The sequence below is a fragment of the Silvanigrella aquatica genome (genome assembly GCF_001907975.1).
Classification (GTDB): Bacteria; Bdellovibrionota_B; Oligoflexia; order Silvanigrellales; family Silvanigrellaceae; genus Silvanigrella; species Silvanigrella aquatica.
In genome coordinates, this window is record NZ_CP017834.1 from 2,408,708 (window position 1) to 2,431,764 (window position 23,057).

Genomic DNA, 23,057 nt, shown 5'->3' on the forward strand with positions numbered 1-23,057 from the left:
ACCCTCCAAATAATAACGAAAAACAGTCCCACTTTACAAAGTAAGGTTTTTAAATAAACCATCTCGCATGGGATAACCTTAGCACAATCATATGTCAAATATCAATTCACCTTTGACAGCGCTGCATTTTTCGCTTCAGGAGGCATAGCCATCACAACTGCTTCGGCCAAATCCATAATTTCAAGATCTTTTGTTGCTTCTAAATTTTGAAAAGCACTCTTAAAATTGATCATACAAAAAGAGCAACCTGTAACAAGCGTTTTTGCACCTGTCTGCGCAACATGTTGCAAGCGTCTTTCGACAATTTTTCCGCCACCTTCGCTTTCATACCACATGTTGCCCCCACCCATGCCGCAACAGCTTGAGGTTTCTTTGCTGGCTTCCATTTCAGAAAGACGAATGCCTGCAACCGCTTCCAAAATTTGTCTGGGAGCATCGAATTCACCATTATGTCTCCCTAAAAAGCAGGGATCATGAAAAGTAACAGACTTATTAACTTCAATAGGTAACTGCAGTTTGTTACTTTTAAATAATTCAGTTAACAATTGTGAGTGGTGATACACTTCGTACTTTCCACCATATTCTTGGTAATCATTTTTTAACGTATTAAAACAGTGAGGACAGTGAGTTACTATTTTTTTAAATTTTAATTTATTTAATTGCTCAACATTACTATTTGCAATTTCAGCAAAAGAATATTCATCACCAAGCCTCTTCACAGGTTCGCCATTGCATTTTTCTGCTTTGCCCATAACGGCAAAGGAAACACCACAATATTTTAAAATATTAACAACAGCTTTTGCGACGCGCTGATTGCCCAAATCGTAAGAAGCGGCACAACCCACATAATACAAATATTCGACTTCCGGAGTTTCTCCCGTAATAAGGGGAAGATCGAGTCCCTCTGCCCACTTAAAACGATCGGCATGGGGCAATCCCCAAGGATTATTATATTGCTTTATATTTTCAATTGCTTTTCCAGCAGAGGCGGGTACTTCTCCTAAAGTTAATGTTTGATAACGACGCAATTGCATAATTGTTCTGAGCTGATCAATTCCAACAGGACATTCATTGACACAGCCCCCACAATTCGTACAAGCCCAAATTTCATTGTGAGTGATAACACCATTTTCAAATAAAAAATGTTTTTCCATTTCACCGTCTTTTGGAAACAAAGCATCGACTGTCATACTATTTTTTAATTTTAAAATAACTTCACGGGGATCGAGAGGTTTTCCAACGGCATTTGCAGGACAAATGTCTGTACAACGTCGACATTCTGTGCAACTGTCAAAACTCAATAAATCTTTCCAACTAAAGTCACGAATATCTCTTGAGCCAAAATATTCCGCCTCTGCATTTTCAAAATCCATTTTTGCAAGAAATACCGTAGGAGTTATTCTTTGTGTGTATAAATTTAAAGTTGCTGTTACGATATGCAGAGCTCTTGTATAAGGAATTGTCGCAATAAAAGCCATGGTTGTGACCATGTGAAAATACCAAAGACTGGTATAAATTCCGTTTGCTGTAGTTGAATTCATATCTTTAGGAAATAAATAACTTGCTAAATAACCGACAAATGCCCACTGAGCATCTAAAGCATTTTGCTCAAAGGCAAGACGAAAACCTTGTAATAAAAATCCTTGAATAACTAATAAAAATAAAAAACTATATAATAAAGTATAACCGAAACTGTGCGAAAAATTTTGCGATTTATTACTACGACGAATAATTCCCATTAATAAACCAATGGCAAGTGCAACTCCTCCCACTTGGCATGTTACTTTAACAAAAGCGTAAAACCATCCATGATATAAATCAACAATGGAATATTCCTTTAATGCAACAATTGTGGTACCAAATACAAGTGCAAAAAATCCGTAAAAAATAAGTCCATGCATCCATGCAGCATAAATGGAACGAGGTTTTGGATCGCGCTGCCTTCGGGAACGCAATACCTTTGCTTGAGCCAACACATTTCTTATAAATAAAATGACTCTTTCATTAGGCCTATCAAAACAAATTTCTGATTTTCCGGCACGCCAAAGTCTGATATGTTTCCATATACCATAACCAAAAATAAGAATTGCTGCTGCCAACCAAATATACGTTGTTTGATGTAGAATATCGTTTAATCCACCAGATGGAGACCAATATATTTGCCGCGTTAAGAGTTGTGCTTCCATGCAATAACCTTTTTAAGCTTACCTTTGCCAAAAGAATTACAAAGGAATTATTGAATAATTTATAGTAACAAAAATTATTGCCCTCGCATTAAATGCTTTTGAACATATTTTGCTACACCTGCTTTAAAGCTTGAAAACTCATGCTTAATGCCTATAGAACGTAACGAAGTCAAATCAGCACAAGTATAATTCTGATACTGTTTTATAATATTAGCAGGCATAGGAATATATTCAATGGACTCAGGCAAAGAAAGTGCCGCAAAAACTTCTTTTGCTAAATTATTCCAAGTTTCTGCAACGCCGCGACCGACATTTAAAAACAAACCATTTTCTGGTAAAATTATTTTTTGATCGGCGTTTTTACGCGCAATAGAAAGACGAATAAGATCCATTGTAATAGCAATGAGATCGTCAATATACACAAAATCACGAAGTTGCTCCCCCGCTTTATATTGTGTGGTATTACTTTCAAATAAACGAATTTTACCCGTGCGTACGGCTTGATTGTAACCGTGGTAAACCATGCTGGCCTGCCCGGCTTTGTGTGATTCAAACTGACCAAAAACATTAAAGTAACGAAGACCAAACCAGGAAGGAGGCGTCTTTTTTTGCTTTAATGCCCATATATCAAAATCAAGTTTTGATTTTCCATAAAGATTTAAAGGAATATATTTTTCACAATCTTCTTTTTTATCAGAAAAACCTAAAGTACCATCGCCATAAGTCGCAGCGCTTGATGCGTAAATATAAGGAACATCATAGCGTACACAAAAATCCCACATTGCCTTTGAATAGCCTACATTTAATTTGCTAAAAATTTCGGGATCAGTTTCTGTTGTAGAAGAACAAGCTCCATTATGAATAACAGCATCTGGTTTTACAGAAAGTGATTCTAAATAAGGAATCAGCTCTTCGTAATCGACATATTGATAACGCGCCGAACCTAAAAAGCGACGTGCCGTAGTACGATTGATGCTGCTCGATAAGTCACTTGCAATTATGGAACATCCCTTTTCTTGATGGCCTTCGGACTCAAAATTAGAAAATTTTAAATTTGATGCTTTAGCAAATCCAAGTTCCTCGGGTGCCATTGAAAGCAATTTTTCAACAACATTTGTTCCAATAAAACCATGGGCACCCGTAACAACAAATAGTGGCATATTCGCTCCATAATAGTTAATAACTAGCAATTCGCTTCATAATAGTTCATAAGTTGAAGCGTTCGGCATTATATGCCAATAAGGTTTTTCGCATAAATTTAGTACTTTCAAAATACTAAACACAGTTTATGCACCATAATACGAGATTTTAAAAAGGGGAAATGAAATGAAAGTTGCAGTCATTGGCGCTGGTTTGGCAGGAAGTGAGTGTTCTTGGATACTTGCAGAAAAATATGGACTCTCAGTCACACTTTTTGAAATGAAATCGCAAAAAACAACACCGGCACAAATTTATCCCCATTTGTATGCAGAACTCGTATGTTCGAACAGTTTAAAATCAAAAAGTCGCTTGAATCCTGCTGGTACTTTAAAAGAAGAAATCTTAAGGCTGGGAAGCTTAATCATCCCCTCCGCACGCCTTGCCGAGGTCCCTGCCGGAGAAACACTCGCTGTTGATAGAGAACTGTTTTCCGGTGACATCACAAAAAAATTAAAATCTCACAAAAATATTAAAACTATAGATCTTATTGTTGAAACAGTAGAAGATGTCTTAAAATTTGGGGATTTTTCTGCTGTTGTCATTGCCACAGGCCCCTTAACGGATGATGCTCTTGCTCAAGATCTCCGTAAAATCTCACAAAGTGAACAATTGTACTTTTACGATGCCATTGCCCCTATTTTAGATGGCGATACCATCGATCACAACGTCGTATTTTTAGCAAACCGCCAATCAAAAACCCATGCCTATGAAAAAAAGAAGGCAAATGAAGCAGCAATATTAGAAGGACTTCCTGAATTAGACCAAGGCGAAGAAGAGGGTGATTATTTAAATATTCCGTTAAATAAAGAAGAATACTTTGCCTTTGTAGAAAAGGTATTAAATGGCGCTAAAGTACCACACAAAGACTTTGAAGAACCTCGTTACTTTAACGGTTGCCAGCCTATTGAAGTCTTAGCAGAAAGTGGTCCCCGCACTCTCTCCTTTGGTCCCATGAAACCCAAAGGGCTGACTGATCCCCGCACAGGAAATAGACCCTATGCCGTTGCTCAACTCAGAAAAGAAAAGCTGGGCGACACTGCTTGGAATATGGTGGGTTTTCAAACACGCCTCACATGGGGGGCGCAAAAAGAGATTCTTCGTTCCTTACCAGGCTTAAGTAACGTCGAATTTTTCAGAATGGGAAGTATGCACCGCAATACTTATCTTGTTTCTCCAAATATTTTAAATGAAGATTTTAGTTTTAAAACCAATGAAAAATTATATTTAGCAGGACAAGTCATGGGAGTAGAAGGTTACTTAGAAAGTGCTGCCATGGGAGTTTTTATTGCCCATGTCATCGGCAATAAATTAACAAAAAAGAAAACCTTGACGATGCCTCCTGCAAACACATCCCTAGGATGCTTAGCGCGTTATTGTATTTATGGAGATAAAAAACGTTTTACACCTATGAATATTCACTGGGGTTTATTTAACGAGTTAACAGAAAATGACATTCGTAAGTTTAGTGTAAATCCAGAACAGCTTTTAAAACTTAAAAAACTAGATAAATCAACAAAAAGAGAGTTGATGGCAGCACGTTCGGAAGAATTATTTGCAAATTGGATAAAAGAAGAAGAGTTATAATCAAAAAAAAATTTTTAACGAAAAGTTTTTCTATTGAACTGAATTAAACAATACCTCTCAAGAGCCCACCTTCCACTCTTAAGGCAGCGCCATTTGTTGCAGAGGATAAGGGACTACAAACATATGTTACCATGTTGGCAACTTCTTCTACAGACGCAAAACGTTTAATTAATGAGGAAGCCCGGTGTTCTTTAAAAAAAGATTTTTCTAATTCTGAATTTGTTTTTTGAGTTTGTTTCGCTAGTTCCGACATAAATTTTTCAACACCTTCTGACCAAGTAGGACCTGGCAATACGGAGTTTACCGTAACACCCGTTCCTGAAGTGGTTTCTGCTAATCCACGAGATAAAGCAATTTGCGCCGTTTTTGTTACCCCATAATGAATCATTTCACTCGGAATATGAACGCCAGATTCACTGGAAATAAAAACAATACGACCCCAGTTTTTTGCCTTCATTTTTGACAAATAATAGCGACTTAAACGTATACCAGACATAACGTTATAATTAATAAATTCTATCCAGTCTTCATCGGAAATTTCGTCAAATGGCTTGGCACTATAAATACCAAAATTATTAACTAAAATGTCAACTTCATTTATCTCATGACACAGTTTTTCAACCCCAGTTTTTGTTCCAACATCTGCTGCAATACCATATATTTTTTGTGAATGCGGATTTAATTTTGAAAGTTTTTCAATAGCCTGATCAACACGTTCCTGAGTTCTTCCATTAATGACAATGGCAGCTCCTTCATTCAATAACGATTGAGCAATCGCATATCCAATACCCGAAGTAGAGCCGGTAATGAGTGCTTTTTTACCAATTAATTTCAAATCCATTTTAGTCCTCACTCAATAAAAAGTTATATTACTTTAGACATTGCCATTCTGATTTTTTTTCATTATAAGACCAAAATTCTCCGTTATTATCTTGTAGCTGCTTTGTCATGGGCTCTGAAATAAGTTTCATTATATTTTTAGCACAATGGTCTAAACTTATTGCACCTTCTAGATTCATATCTGTTTTAACACTACCAGGATGAAAGCTTAATATGGTTATTTTTTTATTTTCAGCATCGCATTGTAAAGCAACTAATTTTGCATAATGAGCAACGGCACGCTTAGAAATACGATAAGCCATAAAACTATAATCTTCATAAGAAGAATGTCCCATAATACTTGAAGTCATCAATATTTTTGAATGGGGAGACATAAAAGGAATGAGAGCATTATTAGATTCGAATATGCCTACAAAGTTTGTTTGAAAAACTTCATCAAATTCACGCGATGATAAATTTAAAGCGTTGCTTTTAGAGATTTCGTTTACAGTTGTTAAAGTTCCTGCATTGTGAATCAATAAACTTAACTTAATATCACTTTTTTCTAATAAATCTGTCAAAGCTAAAATCGAGTTTTTCTTAGTAACATCAAGATATAAACTCTCAAATATTTCTTTTTCTTCAAATGTTACGGGTGAACGCGATGTGGGAATAACGGCATAACCCTCTTTCACTAAATATTTAGCTAAAGTGTATCCTATTCCGCGAGAACTTCCCGTGATAAGAGCGATTCCCTTGGGAGACTCGAGCGCAATTTCCTTTAACCATTTTTTTAATTTTTCACATAATTGTTCTTTGGGATCCCAAATATTCACTTCCTTTTCGTTAATAAAAAGTTTAGGTGTAATGTGACAACCTGACTTTTTAATCATGGCAGTCACACCGCAATAATCCATAAAACTTAACTTAACAGCAAGTGCAACGCGATCGGGAGCTAAATCATTTCCTTTAATATGATAAATTAAATTACATTCCGAAAAAATAATAGGATGTTGTTCCGTGAGTTTACCATTGCATTCCACTGATAAACTTTCCAGAGGTTGTCGCATTTTTTGTAAAATACTGACAACGTCAATACCCGTACATGTAGCCATTCCTTGTAAGATAACTTCTTTTGGATTTGGAGCCATTTTTGTAGATTTATCATCATGTTTTACAACAATAGGAATGCTTTGCCCCTCTTCGCATTGTGCATTAAATTCCCAATTATGTGGAAAGGGCTGAGCAGTCCAAATCGCTTTAACTTTAATCATATATTCTCCAATAAATTGCTATTTATAATAAATATATTTTTTAATTTATTTAATTATCATTTTTTACTAAATTAAAAATAGCTAATTTTTTTAAAACTTCAAAAAAATTTTTGCTAATATCGGAACGCTGTTTTAAATAACTTTCTGAATAAGGTGGCATGATGGGCTTATAATCATAATTTAAAGATTGCAAAGGCCAATCCGAATTTCCTATTGCGATGGAGCCTAAGTTTATAAATGTAGCTCCTAAGTCTATAGCTCGTTTCGCATCATCTGGGGTTTTTATTCCCCCTGTTACGATAATAGGAAAATCTTTTATTTGTTCTCTAAAATAAGAAATAGAACATATATTTTTTTCAGGATATTTTTTTACTGGTTGAAATAAATTCAATTCAGAAAAATCGATGAAGTCAATACCATCTTCAATTAACCACTTTGCTAATTGAAGATTTTCATCTAAATCCAATCCTTTTTCTCCAAAAGTACCTTCTGGATTAATCCGAACACCAATTAAAAAACTTCTAGGAACTTTTTTTTGACATGAATAAATAATATCTCTTAAAAATCTTGCTCTATTTTCAAAAGATCCGCCATATTCATCATTTCTAAAATTCGTCTGCTTACTTAAAAATTGTGTAATTAAATATCCATTAGCACCGTGTATTTCAATCCCATCAAAACCTGATTTATAAGCCCGCTCTGCAGCATTAGCAAAATCATTAATAACATTTTTAATGTCATTTAAATTCATTGCTCTTGGTTTTTCAAAATTGGGGACATCTAATATAAACTCACTGGCACTCAGGGGCTGAGCGCCTGTTACCTTAGAAGGACTTCTTGAACCCGCGTGAAAAAGTTGTACAATATTTATGCTTCCCTGTTTCTTTAATGAACAAGCCAACTCAGTTAATCCTGGAATAAATTTATCATCATATATTGCAAATTCATTATCCCATCCTTGCCCTTGTTTAGAAACATGGCTACAGCAGGTGATAATCAAACCAAATCCACCTTGCGCACGCAAGGTTAGCCAATGAATTTCCTGCTGATTTACTGTTCCATCTAAGTTACTTTGTAAATTTGTCATGGGGGCAAGAGAAATTCTATTTTTAACTTTGATACCCTTATGAAATTGAAATTCGCTATGATAATTTAGCATATGAGGAACCTCTGATTAAAAATTTTATTTATAAACAATACACAGAGTTTCTGAAACAAACAATAAGTCCCTAAGCTTCTTTTTTTATATATGATATAGTATTAATTAGTGATTTTTTTCTTTTTAATTAAATTATATATTGAAATAAATAATATAATAAATGCAAATATAAAAGTCACAAAATTTGCTGAAATAATAATAATATCTTCAACGAGAATCCCATAGACAAGCCAAAAAAATATCCCTATTGTAAATAAGGAATACATCACAGCAGATATGCCTTCTGTGCATTTTGTCCGAATCGTTTTAATTGCCTGAGGCAAAAAAGAAAATGTTGTCAAAAAGGCGGCTAAATATCCAACATAACTATTCATATTCTCAATCATAAAAGTTCCTTCCTCTAAAGATAGACTTGCTTTTACAAATAAAAAAACAACTTAACATATTTTGTCTAAGTTTAAAAAAAAATTAAAGCAATTTATCAAAAAATGCAAGAACTTATCAATTAACTTCCAATAATGACGCACTTTGTGGCCTTATTTAAGCATATATATTTAAAAGATTATTTAAAAATTCAAGAATAAATTTTTTAAACATTTTTAAGTATTTATAATGTTTATTTTAATACAATAATATATTTATTAATTATTATAAAAATTGAAATATACAATAATTAAAAATTTTTAATCACAATTCAATCTTATCTATTTTTTTTAATTTTTTAATATAATATAAATTTGACAATTAATTTATTTAATCTATAAATAAATAAGTTTATTTTTTTAATAAATAAACTAAATAGTCTATATTATATAATTATATTAACAATTTAAAAAACGGGTTAAATATGAATTTATCAAATTCCAGGGCTTTTTTTATCTCTTCTCTCTTATTTCTTAACTCAGAATCATTTGCACATAATAAATTAATAAATGGAATTGGTGTTCAATGTCAAAATGATATTCGTTTCCCAATTCCTAAAGTCCACTCTGATAACAGTATGCCATGGAGTTCACCTATTCCACAAAGTCAATTATGGCCAGAAGGAAAAGTTTATTATAAACTTTTCCCTGGACATTATACTTTTGAACAAGAGTTAAAAATTAAAGAAGCAATGCAAATTCTTGAAGGAATTGCGGATATCCAATTTATTCCCGCAACGACAAAGGAAGGCAATAATCATATTTTAATTAAACGCCTTAGTGAGCATAATGAAGAATTTGGCTGCTTTGCCCAAGTGGGAAGAGTCCCTCCGAATAGCCCCTATCCCCATCCTGTTGGTTTAGGGAGTGCCTGTGTCAACGACAGAGGAACAATTTTACATGAGCTTTTGCATGTTTTAGGATTTTTTCATGAACAATCAAGAGAAGATAGAGATTCTTATGTCACTTTATTAAGTGAAAACCATGGGAGATCTTTAATAGAAAATCATAACTATTTTCTTTACAACAAACACAATAACACGCGATTCACCTCCTTTGATTTTGCTTCTATTATGCTTTATCATCCTTATGCTAATTCAATTAATAATTTACCAACACTGTTGCCTTTACGATGTAAGGCTGATTACGATAAAGAAAATAGCATTCATTATAGCGATATAACAAAACATAAATACCACTGGTGGAATTTTAGTCAAATTTCAAATTGCCCCGAATTAACCCAAATGGCAGAACATAAAACAAATTTAAGCCAAAACGATATTTATTCTTTACAACAAATGTATGGCAAACCAAAATCAATTAAACCAACCCGTCCTATTCGTGATACGACAAAAGAAGATAATGATAAAAATAATATTAAGTTACCTCCTTATAATGAAGAAGGTTATATTTTATGTCAAAAAGAGGGTAAACCTACCAAATGGTATGAAGATGAAGATACAAATCATCAAGAAGGTATTAAAAATTATCACCAATTTTCACCTTCTGACGATGGTATTTCTTGTAAATTATATTATGTAACTTATACTCGTGATAAAACAACAGATGAATGGGTTTACTCTCAAAAAGAATTCATAATACAAAAATAGTTTTTTAAAATTTATTTATGCAAATTTTTTAGGAAATAATTTATTTAATACCATTGCAAATACAAGTATTCCAACCATAAGTCCTAAAAATAGCCCTTCAGGCATGGGTTTATCAATGGTTAAATAAGTAAATCCTAAATTGAGATCTTTTAATTTTAAGATCACATTTAATCCTGCTATACCGACAAGAACAAAGGCTGTTTTTTCTAGAATGGGGAATTTCTCGATAAGGGTAATAAAAAACTGCGCAGCAATTCTCATAAGTAACACACCTAAAACGGCACCTGTTACCAATACCCATTTTACATCGGAAATAGCTAAAGCAACAGCTATAGAATCGATGGAAAACATCAAATCCATTAGCTCTACTTGCAAAATAACCATAACAAATGCTTTCGTACCAACAAGAAGTGAAGAGCCATTGCTACCACCACTTCCATTATTTAATTCATCAAACTCATGGGCATTATTTTTATGGAAAAATAATTCATGAATTGCTAAATAAACTAAATAAGCTCCTGCGAGTGCTTTAACCCATTCATATTTCATCAGCCAAACACCAACAAAAATAATTCCAATTCTTAGGATATAAGCACCCCAAATTCCCCAAACGAGAGCTCTCTTTTGTTGGATGGGATCTTTCAATTTCTTTCTCACCAATGCAGCAAGAGCCAGGGCATTATCAAAACTGAGTAACCCTTCAAGAATAATAAGCTGTATGATTATAAGGATATATGTAAAATTAATATCTATCAAGGGAGATTCCTTTCTCTATAAAGCAAAACAAATGAATGCAATTAATGATTTCGCTCAAATCTTATGATAATGCAAGGATCGATCTCATTTCATATGAAATGGCTATAATAAAGCTATTTTGTAGTGAATAATACGGAAGGAGCCTTGAAAAGTGCATATAAGTGATCAATACGTTTCGGAATTATTTTCAATTAAGGAAAAAATGAATAATTGCTTAAAATCTTTTCAAAAAGGAGAGCTTATTTTAGTAGGAGATGATGGCTTAAGAGAAAATGAAGTCGATCTTGTTTTTCACGCTAATGGCGCCACTCCTGAAAATGTAAACTTCGCAATTACACATGCAAAAGGCTTACTTTGCGTTTCTTTAAGTCATGATCTTGCGAATAAATTAGGATTTAGCACCGCGCCTCAGTTACCTGGAGGCATGGCTCACACAAACTTTACAATATCTGTAGATGCCAAGCACAATATAACAAATGGAATTTCAGCAAAAGATCGTGCCCATACGATTGGCTTAATGGCACAGCCTCAAGCTACGCACGATGATTTTATTTCACCAGGTCATATTTTTCCGTTACGAGCTATGAACGGAGGATTATTAGCACGTGCAGGGCACACAGAAGCACTCTATGAGATTTGTCGCATGAGCCATTTGCCTTACGCGGCTGCCATGTGCGAGATTTTGGGAGAAAATGGAGAAGCGCTAAATCCCCAACAGCTTTCAAAGAATTTAGATAAAAAATGCGTTTTTCATAATATCCCTTATATTTCAACTGTGGATATTTTATGGAACCGTATTTTATTTGAAAAGAGTCATGAAACCCAATTTTATGAAGATAAACAATTTCTTTCCTCCACAAAAAGAGAAGAGCCCATATCTGTTTATATATTAAAACCGGGGCTCGAAAAAAATATAACATTGCCGACTGTCATAAGTATTTATGATAAAAATATCACGCCTGAATCCATACGAATAACAATAACAAACTCTTGTTCTAAATGGGAAAACTCTGTTTCTTTAAAAGAATGTTCTGCCGAAATATCCCTATTCAGCTTAGGAAACTGCATTGAAAAAATTCCAAAATTTGTAAAAGATTTTTGTGATATGAGTGCAAAAGAAGGCTTAAATGGAACAAAAACTTCAGTCAAAAGAGCTATCAGTATTCTTCGTTCCCTGCAATTTATACAAGAAATAAATAATCACAATATTTCTCTTCAATATATTGTTCAAAAAGTGAAATTTTTATCCGACGATGACAAAGAGTTTTTTATGGCTGTCAGCAAAATTTCATCTTAATGAATTTAATAAAATAATATTTAATTAATTATTTGTCTCTGAAAATAAAGCATTTACAAATTCATGAGCCTCAAATACTTCTAAATCTTCAACAGACTCACCTACGCCGATATAACGAATAGGCACTCCGAGCTCAGCGGCAATGGCAATGGCAATGCCGCCTTTTGCTGTGCCATCTAATTTTGTTAATACAAGCCCCGTAATATTTACGACTTCTTTAAAGACGCGTGCTTGTTGCAGCGCATTTTGACCCGTTGTAGCATCGAGAACCAATAAGACTTCATGAGGTGCATCGGGGTTTTCTTTAGCAATAACACGACCAATTTTTGCTAATTCTTGCATGAGATCTTGCCTATTTTGAAGTCTTCCTGCCGTATCAATTAAACAAATACTTGCATTATTCTCTGAGGCCTTTTTCACTGTTTCAAAAGCCACAGAAGCAGGATCGGAGCCTTCCTTTAAACGAATCATATCCGCCTTGGAGCGCTGTGCCCAAACAGCGAGTTGTTCTACAGCGGCAGCACGAAAAGTATCAGCTGCTCCTATAACAACTTTTTGGCCACGAAGATGCGATTTAAATGCCAGCTTTCCAGTCGTTGTGGTTTTACCCACACCATTAACGCCCACAATCACGACAACATGAGGAAGTTTTTTATCCGCTAAACTTTGCAAGGGATTTTCTAAAGTTCCTTTAGGATTTTCTCTTGTCGCCGTAAGAATGTTAAATATTTCTTCACGCAAAATATTTTTAAATATTTTCGCATCAGAATAATCTTCTTTTTGAATTCGACTTTTTACTTTATCCACTAAATATTCCGATGTTTTTACACCGACATCGGCTTGAACTAACAACTCAAAAAGCGTTTCTAGTGCTTCTTCTCGGGTTGCTTTATCTTGTTTTGAAATAAAAAACTCATCGAGCCCATGCACAATTTGTGTGTGCGTTTTTCTCAAACCGGTTTTTAAACGATCAAACCAATTATGAATTTCAATGGTGTCTTTAGGTGAGACTTCTTTAGGCACATCAGGAACAAATTTATTTGATTTTTCTTTCGGCTTTTCTGGAACAAGATTGGGATCGTGTCTTCTTTCCGAAATATCGATAATGGTCTCACGAATAGAATCTTTGGGGAGAGACTTAGGAGGAGCTTTTTTTCCATTACGAATAAGATTAACAATTATAAGTAAAGCAATGACAGAAACGGCAATGCTGACTGCAATCGTGAATTGATCGCTGCTTAAATAATTCATTCCTAATTTTTCCTATTATACCAAAAATATTCTACTAAATTTCCGAAGGGATCGCGAAAATAAAACGCTTTACCATCGGATCTCTCTTGAGGTTCACGCACAATTTCAAGATTAAAATCAACAATACGGCGGTAAAAATGATCGACTTGTTCGGGACTTTCTGCTTGAAAACCATAATGGTCAAGAACCTGTCTTCCCATATCACCCGTTTGGCGAGATTTATCTACAGCATCTTTAGAAAGTTTTGCAACAAATACGGAAGAACCCATTTCTACCATAATTTGCTCACCTTTATACATATAAAAAGGTGTTTGCAACACTTCACCAAAAAACCACTTTCCTTTATCAAGATCATCAATAACAAGGGCAAGATGACCAATACTTCTTACCCACGGGCTGTTATTGCTCATGATTTTACATCCATTTATGATTTTGAATAATAGAATGAACCACACCTAAAAATCTTGAATTCTCATCGGTCATGGCTGCTTTTGAAAGCTCTAAAATAATTTCTTTTGCTTTTACGCTCTGCAGAGCATGTTCTTCCAAGCATTCCAGTGCAGCCATGCGGATATTGTCATCGCGACTTGTCAAAAATTCTGTTACTTTTTCAACTATAGCCTCGCTATTTCCCCTGACATCTTTAAGAGCAAGTAAAATTTCTTCATTTCTTTCTAAAGAAGTTTCATCAAATACTTCAATATTAGAGTCGAGATTATTTAACAAAATATCCACATATTCTTCATGAGAAAATATTTTTTCCGCAATTTTAATGGGCCACGAAATTTTTCGTTGCTTAGCAAGAACGTCCGCAATAAATGCCTTTGATTTATCACCAAAGTTAACAATGAGTTTTAAACATTGCTCTTTTTCTTTTGTATCTTGAATACCAGAGTCAACTGATATTTCAAATCTTTTTAGAAGCTGCGGCACGGATTGCTCTGCGGTTAAACCTTGCAAGGCCTCAATGGCTTCCATCCGTTGCTCTTTTGTTGTCATTAATTTTTTTAAAACATCACCATATTTGTCATATGATTTTGAACTAGATGAAAAAAATCTATCGAAAATTCCCACATTTTTCCCCTTAACGATAATTCCTTGCAGCATAAAGTATAATAACTAAGCCAATAATACAGCAAATAATACCTGTGATAATTCCTATATCAATAAAAAATGAAGAAATTTGTGAAGCATTGTGTACTTTAATAATTTGGCCAGTCATGGTTCTTTCCTTAGTACGCCAAAAAATGGCACTGATATTTCTTTGTAATCGGGATCATTGGTTTTGACAACAAAAAAACCTGAAACATTGACCCCAGGAGCCCCTTGTGCATCTGAGCTTACACTATTGAGTTTTTTAGGATAAAAAAGCTTAAAAGAAACCAAGTACGATGTGACACTGCCATCTGAAGTTGCTTGAGGATGAATTGTCCTATCTTTTCTGACTTCAAATAATTCAGAATCTTTAATATTTTTTAATTCAGGTAATTTTTTTAAATCAACTTTTACTCCCGTAACGGTAAATCCTTTATTCATTGAACGTAAAGTAATCACGCGTTCTGAAGGTCTTGAGCCATTAACAACGCCAAATTCAACATATTTTGCTGATACTTGTACATGTCCAACAGACTCTCCTATGACAGGAATTTCAAAGTTTTTATAGTAAGTAGAATTATTCCAAACTTTAATTTTCGCATTGATAGAACCAATAGGTAAAGATTTTTCATCAAATTGCACAATTATTTGCGGTGGCTGCCCAGTAATTGTAGGTGCTAATTTAACTTTAATATAAGGGACACTGGATTCGACTGCTATTATTTTTAAAGGTTCTAAATTTGATAATATACTTTCTTTAAGGGTATCCGCAATTTTTGAATTTGAAATTTCAGATAAAATATAATCTAATTTAGAATTATTTTCCGATTTAGGTGTTGATTTAGCTCGACTCATTAAATTCATAGTTATATTATAAGACTTCTGAATTTCACCCTGTATTTTACCAACATATAATAAAGAGGGATTAGAGGTTAATTCTTGTAAAACATTTGCTGTGACCGTTAAAGTAACTGTCGGAGATGACGATCCCATATTCGTTTCTAATGTAATGGTGCGAATAAGATTCCCGGAAAAATCCTGAGAATTAAATTCAACATTGACAACTCCTGTTTCATTAGGTTTGAAAATATTTTTTGCCGTTTTGCCATCATCTGCATAAATTTTTGTGTTCATACACCCGCATGCCGCATGAATATTACTAAATACAAGTGTGCCATTACCCGTATTTTGAAATTTATAAGTATGAAGTAATCTTTGTCCCCGATAAATATCTCCAAAATCATAACGAGTTGAATCAAATTCAGCACGTGGAATTTGTCCTTGGGAATTTATTTCCGTTGGGGTCTGCGCAAGAGCATAAAATGAAAAATACGTAAAATTTATTATAAATATAAAAATCAATTGTAATATTTTAATTATTCGAGAAAGACACATATTGTGATCCCCATTAGCACATGTTATCATCCTACCCGCTGTTGGTATAATCTTTTTTAACGCTTAAGTCCAAACCCTGCAGGTTATAATAAAACATGGTAACAATTAAATCACAAATTCTAAAGTACATTGCCCTTTTCATAAGTGGCACCTTGGTTTCTATGGGATTTCCCGGTTTTGAATTTCCAACATTAGGAATTGGTATCGTTTTACCTTTTTCACTTATTCCCCTGTTTCTCATCCTTGAAACTCTTCCTAAACAGCGATCTGCAAATTCAAATTTAAAAAAACATTATGCGACATTTACTCCCAATCAGCGTTCTCTTCATGCTTTTTTTGCTATATGGTTTTTTGGCTTTGTAGTACAATTATTTGCCTTTTTTTGGATTACAAGTCCTATGATTTATTTTAGCTCATTGAAACCTTATGCTGCCTATCCAATGTTTGTTGGCATTTCGGCAGTAACCTCACTCTACTTTCCATTTATTTTTTCACCTTTAATTCTAAAAACTTGGATTACAACAAGACATCCCACTCGAAATTTTCCAATCACAGCCTTAGCAATGTGCTTCGTTTTTATGGAAATCATAGCTCCTCGATTTTTTAATTGGACGTTTGGAAGTTTGATGCATTCCGAAATATATGTAAACCAATTATCAAGTATTTTTGGATTTAATATTATTTCATTTTTTATTTTTTTTACAAGCCTTTCTTTAGCAAAGGCAGTCTTAAAGTTTACAAAAGACAAAGGTCTATTTATTTATACTATAGTAATCAATTGCCTTGTGTGGAGTAGCGTAATCACTTTTGGTTACTTTAAAATTCAAAATGCAGATACAAATCCAGAAAATAAGAAAACAACACGCATTGCCTATGTGCAACCTAATTTTACCTTTAATTCTATTGCCTCATTGCCACTGCCCGCAGCCGACGCGCAAAGACAAAACTTATCTCGACTTATTGAAATGAGCCATGAAGCAATTGAAAAAGCAATAAAAAAAGATGGTAGAAAACCCGATCTTATCGTATGGCCCGAAAGCGCGACACAAAGTTTCTTTCTTTTAGATGCACAAGATGTCAATATAACAAAAAAGTTTGCCGCTCAAACTCAAGTCCCTGTTTTAGTTCAAGCGACAAAATGGAATCCAGAAGATATTAAAACCTTAGGATTTGAAAAAGCGCCATTGTGGTCTGCTTCTTTTTTAATTCGTCCCGATGGTTCAAAAAGTAAAGATTTTGAAAAATGGATTCCCATGCCTTTTGGAGAAAGTTTTCCCTTTGAAAAATACTTTCCCTACTTAGGAAATTCTTATAGAAATATTTTTGAAAACGCGAGTAAAGTGGAACCGGGAACAAGTTACGATGCACTTGCCTATACCGAGCATGAATTTGTCGCACCATTAATCTGTTTTGATTCTATATTTCAAGAACTGCCCCGATTAGCGACAACAAAAGGAAGTGCCAGTCTTTTTGTAAATCAAGCCAATTTTGTTTGGATGGTAAATAGCAATGCAGGATTTGAATTCAGTGTTCTAAATAAATTTAGAGCCATTGAAAATTCAAGAGGGCTTGTTATGGTCTCAAACACGGGTCCTACAATGGCATTTGATCCCTACGGTCGCGTTATATTGCAGCCCACAAAATTGCTGACGCAAAGCACGGGATTTATAGACGTTCCTCTTTCTAAGGACACAACACTGTATTCTCTTTTTGCAAATTGGCCCCTCATTTTATTAGGAATATTATCTTATATTTGGTTATTTATTGCTATGAAAAAAAACACTTATGAACCAAGAAAATAAATTAAACACATCATTACTCGCAGAAAAGCTCAGACCTAACTTACAAGAAAACCAAAAATTCTTATTAGGGTCTGCAAAAAAAATTTGGGATCGCGATCTTTCACAGTGGTTGCATAAAAATAAATTTCACCTCATTCTTTGGGGGCCTCCCGGTTCTGGAAAAACAACTTTAGCTAAATTATTAGGCGAAGCTAGTAAGCTGCCTTTTGTAAATTTATCCGCTGTCCGAGATGGGGTTAAAGAAATCCGCGCAGCAGTTTCTGGGAAACAAGAAAAACCTATTATTTTTATCGATGAAATACACAGATTAAGCCGATCCCAACAAGACAGTCTTTTGCCTATTTTAGAATACTCAGAAGCTTGGATTATAGGAGCAACAACAGAAGCCCCTACTACGGAATTGAGCGCCCCTATTTTAAGTCGCATGAGATGTATTTATATTTCTGCTTTAAACGAAATTGAGATATTAGATGGATTGTATAATGCTTTAGCATTCACTCAGGAAAATGACCCACATATTTTTAGTGATAAATATCCTGAATTTAATTCGCATTTAAAAAATAATATTTTGCCAAAAATTGCTAAAATGTCAGGAGGAGATCTCCGTTTTTCTCTAAATCTATTTGAAAATATAATTCATTGCCAAAATATTGAAGAAGAAAATGAAGTCTTTAAAAACTCCTTAAAATCTTTTTCAACTAAAAATCATTATGATTTTATAAGCGCCATGATTAAAAGCATGAGAGGCAGCGATCCTGACGCTGCTTTATTTTATGCCATAGCTTCGCTAGATAAAGGTGAAGATCCTTTATTTATTTTAAGAAGATGTATTATTTTTGCTAGTGAAGATGTTGGCAATGCCGATCCTCAAGCTCTGACTCTTGCAACGAGTGCTTACAAAGCTGTGGAATGTGTTGGCATGCCAGAAGGACGCATTGCTTTATCACAGTGTGTTACTTATTTAGCAAGCACACATAAAAGTAACAAATCATACATTGCTATCGATAAAGTAAGACAATGGCGTATGGAAGCTGAAGAACATGGATTCTCAATTGCACCTCCAACTGAGCTTACTGTAAAAGGAAAAGAAAAATATAAATATCCACATAATTTTGAAAATTCATTCGTGGCTACAGAATATTTGCCAGAATCTATTTCAAAAATAAAGAAACAAGAAAAAACACCCGCATATTTGCCTTCCGATTATGGAGTTGAATTGAGATTAAAATCAAGACTTGCAGAATTATGGAGCAATACAAAAAAATAGAATTTTTTATTTTAGCAAAAAAATTTCTTATTTAATTGTAATTGTATAAACATTAAGCTGCAGAATTCGTAGAAGAACTATCGCTATTTTTACTGTACTCTGTCGCTTTACCTCTAGGCACATAACTTACGGTATCAATATAACTTAACACCAATCGGACAAAATGCCTACGTGCACGCACCACACTTTTTGTTTTTGAAATATCGAAATCAAGAAGAGCTTCACGTGTATTCTTTGAATAAACAATCATGTGTAAATAATCAGAATTTAAATTTGTATCATATTCAATGACGACAGATCCCATCTGTTCCCAAGTATAAACCACTTTTTTTAATCCATAAAACACTTGAATTCCACCAAGTCCTACCAAGATCTTTTTTATACCCTGCAAATTTAAAAATAATAATAAAATCCAAGGGACAACAACTAAAGATAAAAAAGATAAAATGAGCCCAGATGTAACAGGTGCTGACGAATTTTCAAAAAAACTGGGACTCGTAATGAGAAAAAGAAAACATCCCATCAGCCCCATTAACGAAACAAACATTTGTAAGGGAGAGAATTGAAAATACCATCTTCCTTCAGGAGTGAGTCTGCTATAAATAAGAGATTCTCTATCTTCCTCAATCCGTCTATCAAGCTCTTCAAAAGGATCTTCATCCGAGGAAGAGAGTTTACCTAACTGGTGCAAAATCGCTAAAGACTCATCAAATCGCCCCCAAGAATCAAATATGAAGGACTTCATTTTGAGGGCTTCCGTATTACGCGGAGATAGCGACAAAAGATTTTCAATAATCTCTATTGCCCCCGCAGAGTCCCCTTGTTCCAGTAGAATTTTAGCATCTTTTAAATGTTTCATAATTCTAAGATTCGGCAAAAAACCCGTGAACTTGACCCCAAAACATGACAAAAAAAAGCAGATCAATCGACATGACCTGCTTTTTTTTAAAAACTAAATCTTATTCAGGTTTAGTTTTGAGCCACAACCCAAATATTGAATTGAGCCACAACTTCAGGATGAAGCTTCACAGAACCTTTATAAACGCCAACAAGCTTGATGTCGTCAAGGATAGTGATCATACGGCGATCAATGTCATGACCGGCTGCGCGAAAGGCTTCTGCAAGTTCTTGAGTTGTAACAGTTCCAAAGATCTTATCTTCTTCACCAACAGGTTTTTGAATTGTAAGTGAAAGAGCGCTGATTGTAGCAGCAAGTTCTTTCGCTATTGAGAGATCTTTTTGTTTTTTAGCTTCCGCTTGACGGCGTTGATGATCGAGAAGTTTCTTATTTCTTTCATCAGCTAAAACAGCTAAATCGCGAGGAAAAAGATAGTTCCTAGCGTATCCTGACTTCACTTTAACAAGGTCGCCAATGTGACCTAAGTTTGGTACATTTGCTTGCAAAAGTACGAGCATAATTTTTACCCTCTTAATAATTAACAAAGTTCATTTTGATATACGTGATAAAAAGGTTTTTAAGCCTTTATCCCACGCCAATCATACACATAATCTAATAAACCCACAGTCCCAAAGACGGCGAGAACAGCATAAGGCCCTATAACAAAATCAAGCCGAGAGCCGATAAATAACAAAAATGCCATAATAATCAGCAAAAATAAGCTTGGCACTCTTTTATAAATAGTAAACATCCCTTGTAAAGCTATAATTGTGATGGCAATAAAAGACAACACAGATAAAATAGCAATAAATGGAGCAAATACATTATGTTCCATTGAAGTCAGGATTGTTTCAAGGTTTCCATACCAAAAACCCATTGCTCCTAAAACGGCAATGGAAAGACATGCTAAAGGGAATGGTAATGAAAATTCTCTTAAACTCCAAGGACATTTTCCTTCAAATTGAAAAGAATAACCTTGCCAATACATCATATTTTTAGGCTTTATAGGCTTCCAAAAAGCTAAAACAAAACGCCATCCGCCTTCACTCTCTGAGGATGACATTTCTACAGATTGATTCCCGTGATGATTGATAAATAGAGGTGTTTGTAACCGATTGGAGCGCACCATAGGCAATGCAAATAAGGCTGTGCTCAACTGCGCCGGAAAAGCAGCAGGATTGCGTTTCACATAATTTACAATAGCTCTCAGACGCTCAATTTGCTCAAAGCCAAAATCAACAAAGACCACATTAGCAATTGAAATAAGCAAAACAATTAAAAATAAAGAAGCGCCCATTCCAAAAACCATATAACCTAATCTTTGCCAAGCGGAATAACCAAAAAATTCACGAACAAAAGGCACCGCAGCAAGTTCATCTACCTGCTTTAATAAAGCCTGAGAGGAATCCTGAGCTGCTTTTTCAGCTGCTGGATTTTCCTTAATAGCCGCTGCTGCCTTTGCAGTAACCTCCTGTTTTACTTCAGTTATTCTTTGTTCAAACTGAAGATGGCTGTAGGTTGGTATTGTAATCAATACCCCCAACAACAATAAAACGGGAGTAAACAAAATAGCGGCCGCATAGAACCAAGGGCGTTTCTTTTCGCGAATAGATATAGCCAGCATAAAGATAGGAATGGTTGCTAAAACCAAAAAACCTGTAAACAGCAAAGGGCTATTTCCAAATAACCCTCCTAATACGACAAATAACGCCGCAATACAAAGCATTAAAACAAATGCTGCTTTTTTGCCAAGCACGGCAGCTACTTGAGAAATATTAAAAAGAGCCAAAGGAATTAACATCACAATAAAACTAACGGCCACAAAAAATGCCGAAAACAAAAGCGCGGGCGTAAATTTTTTCACGGGCGGTTTGTCATTCTGAGGGGGATTAGACCCTTGTGGTTGGTTAAAATTTTGAGTCATTAAAATCCTCAATACTTTTTTAATTTCAACAAGTTGAAAACTTTTTTTATTAAAAAAGAGTTACTCGTCGTCGCGGCCTCTACGTGCACCGAGAGACTCAGATTCCGCTTTTTCACGAGCAGCCTCTGCAGCTCTTTGAGCAGCAGCTTCTGCTTGTTTTTGAAGTTCTAAACGGCGATCTTCAACATTAACTTGATCGGCAAGTTTGATAACCATGGAGCGAAGTACGTTTTCTTCGAGTTTTAAAACGCGCTCAAGCTCGTGGACATTCACTTGATTTGTAGCAACGTCATAGACAAAATAATTGCCGCGATTTTGCTTATTTATAGGATAAGCAAGACGGCGAACGCCCCAAGATTCTTTTTTAATGACTTGTCCACCATCAGTTCCAATGATAGTCTCCCATTTAGAAACCATCTTGGATAGTTCAGCTTCAGGTAAGTCAGCCTTAGCAATAATCATTGCTTCGTATTCACGCATAGAATTCTCCTTATGGATCGCGCAACTAAAACTTGAGCCCCAGACTTGAGGAGCAAGGAGTTTGGTCGAAGTATGTCCCCTAACTTTATTTCTTACTTTTTTCAAGTCTAATTTAAAAAGACTATTCTGTTTTATAATTATTGTTTCTGAATTTTACTTGAAAGAGAGCTTTCTTTACGGAATGGAGAGAGAAATCACTCTTTATCCTTTTCAAGATATTCAACTATTTGAGAATAACGGAAAAACTAAAAAGGTACGTTTTGGAGTTACTAAAAGCCTAATAAATATCAATAACTTACCTTGCTTCTTTTTTATAAACCAAATTCCGCTATTATATTCGATACTTCAAATAGGTGCGAGCGGCGCCACGGCATCTTCACAAAGAAATAATGTGTCCCTAATATATAACACCTCAAATCAAGGAGATATGCTTTTTTTCAGCCCAAACGAACAGGATGGATTTGGAAACTTAACGGGAAATTTACCAGAAACGAACGTAAAGCCCCGACTTCTAAAGTCGGGATATAAGTGAGCTGAAAAGGCCGCAGCATCAAACGGTGCAAGGTTGAATTGAAAGCCTGACGAGGCATGCAAAAAGACAATAGGAATTTTTGCTTGTCGAAAGTTAGTTTTAGCCG

22 protein-coding genes are annotated in these 23,057 nt (G+C 34.7%); 6 read left to right on the forward strand and 16 right to left on the reverse strand.

Annotated elements, in window-relative coordinates:
- Nucleotides 1–101: 101 nt before the first annotated feature.
- Entirely contained in the window at nucleotides 102–2,186 is a 2,085-nt protein-coding gene (locus AXG55_RS10195; RefSeq protein ID WP_148698020.1) for a heterodisulfide reductase-related iron-sulfur binding cluster, read from the reverse strand.
- 74 nt (nucleotides 2,187–2,260) lie between these two features.
- Complete coding sequence (locus AXG55_RS10200; protein WP_148698021.1) at nucleotides 2,261–3,346, reverse strand: NAD-dependent epimerase/dehydratase family protein; 1,086 nt, start codon at nucleotides 3,344–3,346, stop codon at nucleotides 2,261–2,263.
- 166 nt (nucleotides 3,347–3,512) lie between these two features.
- On the opposite strand from AXG55_RS10200, the gene trmFO reads away from it, so the two are divergent.
- On the forward strand, nucleotides 3,513–4,970 hold the full coding sequence (gene trmFO, locus AXG55_RS10205) for a methylenetetrahydrofolate--tRNA-(uracil(54)-C(5))-methyltransferase (FADH(2)-oxidizing) TrmFO (protein ID WP_148698022.1): 1,458 nt from the start codon (nucleotides 3,513–3,515) through the stop codon (nucleotides 4,968–4,970).
- A gap of 43 nt (nucleotides 4,971–5,013) precedes the next feature.
- Here the strand turns inward: trmFO and AXG55_RS10210 are convergent, their stop codons facing one another.
- From AXG55_RS10210 to AXG55_RS10225, 4 genes are all read right to left on the reverse strand, one after another.
- A complete protein-coding gene (locus tag AXG55_RS10210) occupies nucleotides 5,014–5,811 on the reverse strand; it encodes an SDR family NAD(P)-dependent oxidoreductase (protein ID WP_148698023.1) in 798 nt (265 codons plus the stop codon).
- Nucleotides 5,812–5,839: 28 nt separating this feature from the next.
- Entirely contained in the window at nucleotides 5,840–7,063 is a 1,224-nt protein-coding gene (locus AXG55_RS10215; protein ID WP_148698024.1) for an SDR family NAD(P)-dependent oxidoreductase, read from the reverse strand.
- Nucleotides 7,064–7,112: 49 nt separating this feature from the next.
- Nucleotides 7,113–8,222: an NADH:flavin oxidoreductase gene (locus AXG55_RS10220; protein WP_148698025.1), complete on the reverse strand. Its 1,110-nt coding sequence runs from the start codon at nucleotides 8,220–8,222 to the stop codon at nucleotides 7,113–7,115.
- Between the two features lie 101 nt (nucleotides 8,223–8,323).
- Nucleotides 8,324–8,608, reverse strand: a complete 285-nt coding sequence (locus AXG55_RS10225) for a SemiSWEET transporter (RefSeq protein WP_233231145.1) — start codon at nucleotides 8,606–8,608, stop codon at nucleotides 8,324–8,326.
- A 461-nt stretch (nucleotides 8,609–9,069) separates the two neighbouring features.
- Here AXG55_RS10225 and AXG55_RS10230 point away from each other — a divergent pair, with 461 nt between their 5' ends.
- Nucleotides 9,070–10,254: a M12 family metallopeptidase gene (locus tag AXG55_RS10230; RefSeq protein WP_148698026.1), complete on the forward strand. Its 1,185-nt coding sequence runs from the start codon at nucleotides 9,070–9,072 to the stop codon at nucleotides 10,252–10,254.
- A 15-nt stretch (nucleotides 10,255–10,269) separates the two neighbouring features.
- Here AXG55_RS10230 and AXG55_RS10235 read toward each other — a convergent pair whose 3' ends face one another.
- On the reverse strand, nucleotides 10,270–11,010 hold the full coding sequence (locus AXG55_RS10235; protein WP_148698027.1) for a TerC family protein: 741 nt from the start codon (nucleotides 11,008–11,010) through the stop codon (nucleotides 10,270–10,272).
- Nucleotides 11,011–11,161: 151 nt separating this feature from the next.
- On the opposite strand from AXG55_RS10235, the gene AXG55_RS10240 reads away from it, so the two are divergent.
- Nucleotides 11,162–12,307, forward strand: coding sequence for a 3,4-dihydroxy-2-butanone-4-phosphate synthase (locus AXG55_RS10240; RefSeq protein ID WP_148698028.1), 1,146 nt, complete (start codon nucleotides 11,162–11,164; stop codon nucleotides 12,305–12,307).
- Between the two features lie 24 nt (nucleotides 12,308–12,331).
- Here the strand turns inward: AXG55_RS10240 and ftsY are convergent, their stop codons facing one another.
- Genes ftsY through AXG55_RS10260 form a run of 5 tightly spaced genes read right to left on the reverse strand, consistent with a single transcriptional unit; the run spans nucleotide 12,332 to nucleotide 16,048 of the window.
- Nucleotides 12,332–13,558 carry a signal recognition particle-docking protein FtsY gene (gene ftsY / locus AXG55_RS10245; protein WP_148698029.1) on the reverse strand — a complete coding sequence of 409 codons (1,227 nt, stop codon included), beginning with the start codon at nucleotides 13,556–13,558 and terminating at the stop codon, nucleotides 12,332–12,334.
- Between the two features lie 2 nt (nucleotides 13,559–13,560).
- Nucleotides 13,561–13,968 carry a VOC family protein gene (locus tag AXG55_RS10250; protein ID WP_148698030.1) on the reverse strand — a complete coding sequence of 136 codons (408 nt, stop codon included), beginning with the start codon at nucleotides 13,966–13,968 and terminating at the stop codon, nucleotides 13,561–13,563.
- Nucleotides 13,969–13,972: 4 nt separating this feature from the next.
- Nucleotides 13,973–14,632, reverse strand: a complete 660-nt coding sequence (locus tag AXG55_RS10255; protein ID WP_148698031.1) for a hypothetical protein — start codon at nucleotides 14,630–14,632, stop codon at nucleotides 13,973–13,975.
- A gap of 10 nt (nucleotides 14,633–14,642) precedes the next feature.
- A complete protein-coding gene (locus AXG55_RS14880; RefSeq protein ID WP_233231146.1) occupies nucleotides 14,643–14,780 on the reverse strand; it encodes a hypothetical protein in 138 nt (45 codons plus the stop codon).
- On the reverse strand, nucleotides 14,777–16,048 hold the full coding sequence (locus AXG55_RS10260) for a DUF1573 domain-containing protein (protein WP_233231147.1): 1,272 nt from the start codon (nucleotides 16,046–16,048) through the stop codon (nucleotides 14,777–14,779). The genes AXG55_RS14880 and AXG55_RS10260 overlap by 4 nt, the downstream gene beginning before the upstream one ends.
- 95 nt (nucleotides 16,049–16,143) lie before the next feature.
- Between AXG55_RS10260 and lnt the strand changes: the two genes are divergently transcribed.
- Entirely contained in the window at nucleotides 16,144–17,850 is a 1,707-nt protein-coding gene (gene lnt, locus AXG55_RS10265) for an apolipoprotein N-acyltransferase (protein WP_148698033.1), read from the forward strand.
- On the forward strand, nucleotides 17,834–19,117 hold the full coding sequence (locus AXG55_RS10270) for an AAA family ATPase (protein ID WP_148698034.1): 1,284 nt from the start codon (nucleotides 17,834–17,836) through the stop codon (nucleotides 19,115–19,117). Before lnt ends, AXG55_RS10270 begins: the two co-directional genes overlap by 17 nt.
- A 52-nt stretch (nucleotides 19,118–19,169) precedes the next feature.
- Here the strand turns inward: AXG55_RS10270 and AXG55_RS10275 are convergent, their stop codons facing one another.
- The 4 genes from AXG55_RS10275 to rpsF all read right to left on the reverse strand — a co-directional run bounded on the left by AXG55_RS10275 (nucleotide 19,170) and on the right by rpsF (nucleotide 22,419).
- A complete protein-coding gene (locus AXG55_RS10275) occupies nucleotides 19,170–19,976 on the reverse strand; it encodes a tetratricopeptide repeat protein (RefSeq protein WP_148698035.1) in 807 nt (268 codons plus the stop codon).
- 110 nt (nucleotides 19,977–20,086) lie between these two features.
- The gene (gene rplI / locus AXG55_RS10280; RefSeq protein ID WP_148698036.1) at nucleotides 20,087–20,533 is read right to left on the reverse strand and encodes a 50S ribosomal protein L9; all 447 of its coding nucleotides are present in this window, start codon (nucleotides 20,531–20,533) and stop codon (nucleotides 20,087–20,089) included.
- 59 nt (nucleotides 20,534–20,592) lie between these two features.
- The gene (locus tag AXG55_RS10285) at nucleotides 20,593–21,939 is read right to left on the reverse strand and encodes a hypothetical protein (RefSeq protein ID WP_148698037.1); all 1,347 of its coding nucleotides are present in this window, start codon (nucleotides 21,937–21,939) and stop codon (nucleotides 20,593–20,595) included.
- A 60-nt stretch (nucleotides 21,940–21,999) separates the two neighbouring features.
- Entirely contained in the window at nucleotides 22,000–22,419 is a 420-nt protein-coding gene (gene rpsF / locus AXG55_RS10290) for a 30S ribosomal protein S6 (protein WP_148698038.1), read from the reverse strand.
- A gap of 61 nt (nucleotides 22,420–22,480) precedes the next feature.
- On the opposite strand from rpsF, the gene AXG55_RS10295 reads away from it, so the two are divergent.
- The gene (locus AXG55_RS10295) at nucleotides 22,481–22,951 is read left to right on the forward strand and encodes a hypothetical protein (protein ID WP_148698039.1); all 471 of its coding nucleotides are present in this window, start codon (nucleotides 22,481–22,483) and stop codon (nucleotides 22,949–22,951) included.
- Nucleotides 22,952–23,057: the final 106 nt, after the last annotated feature.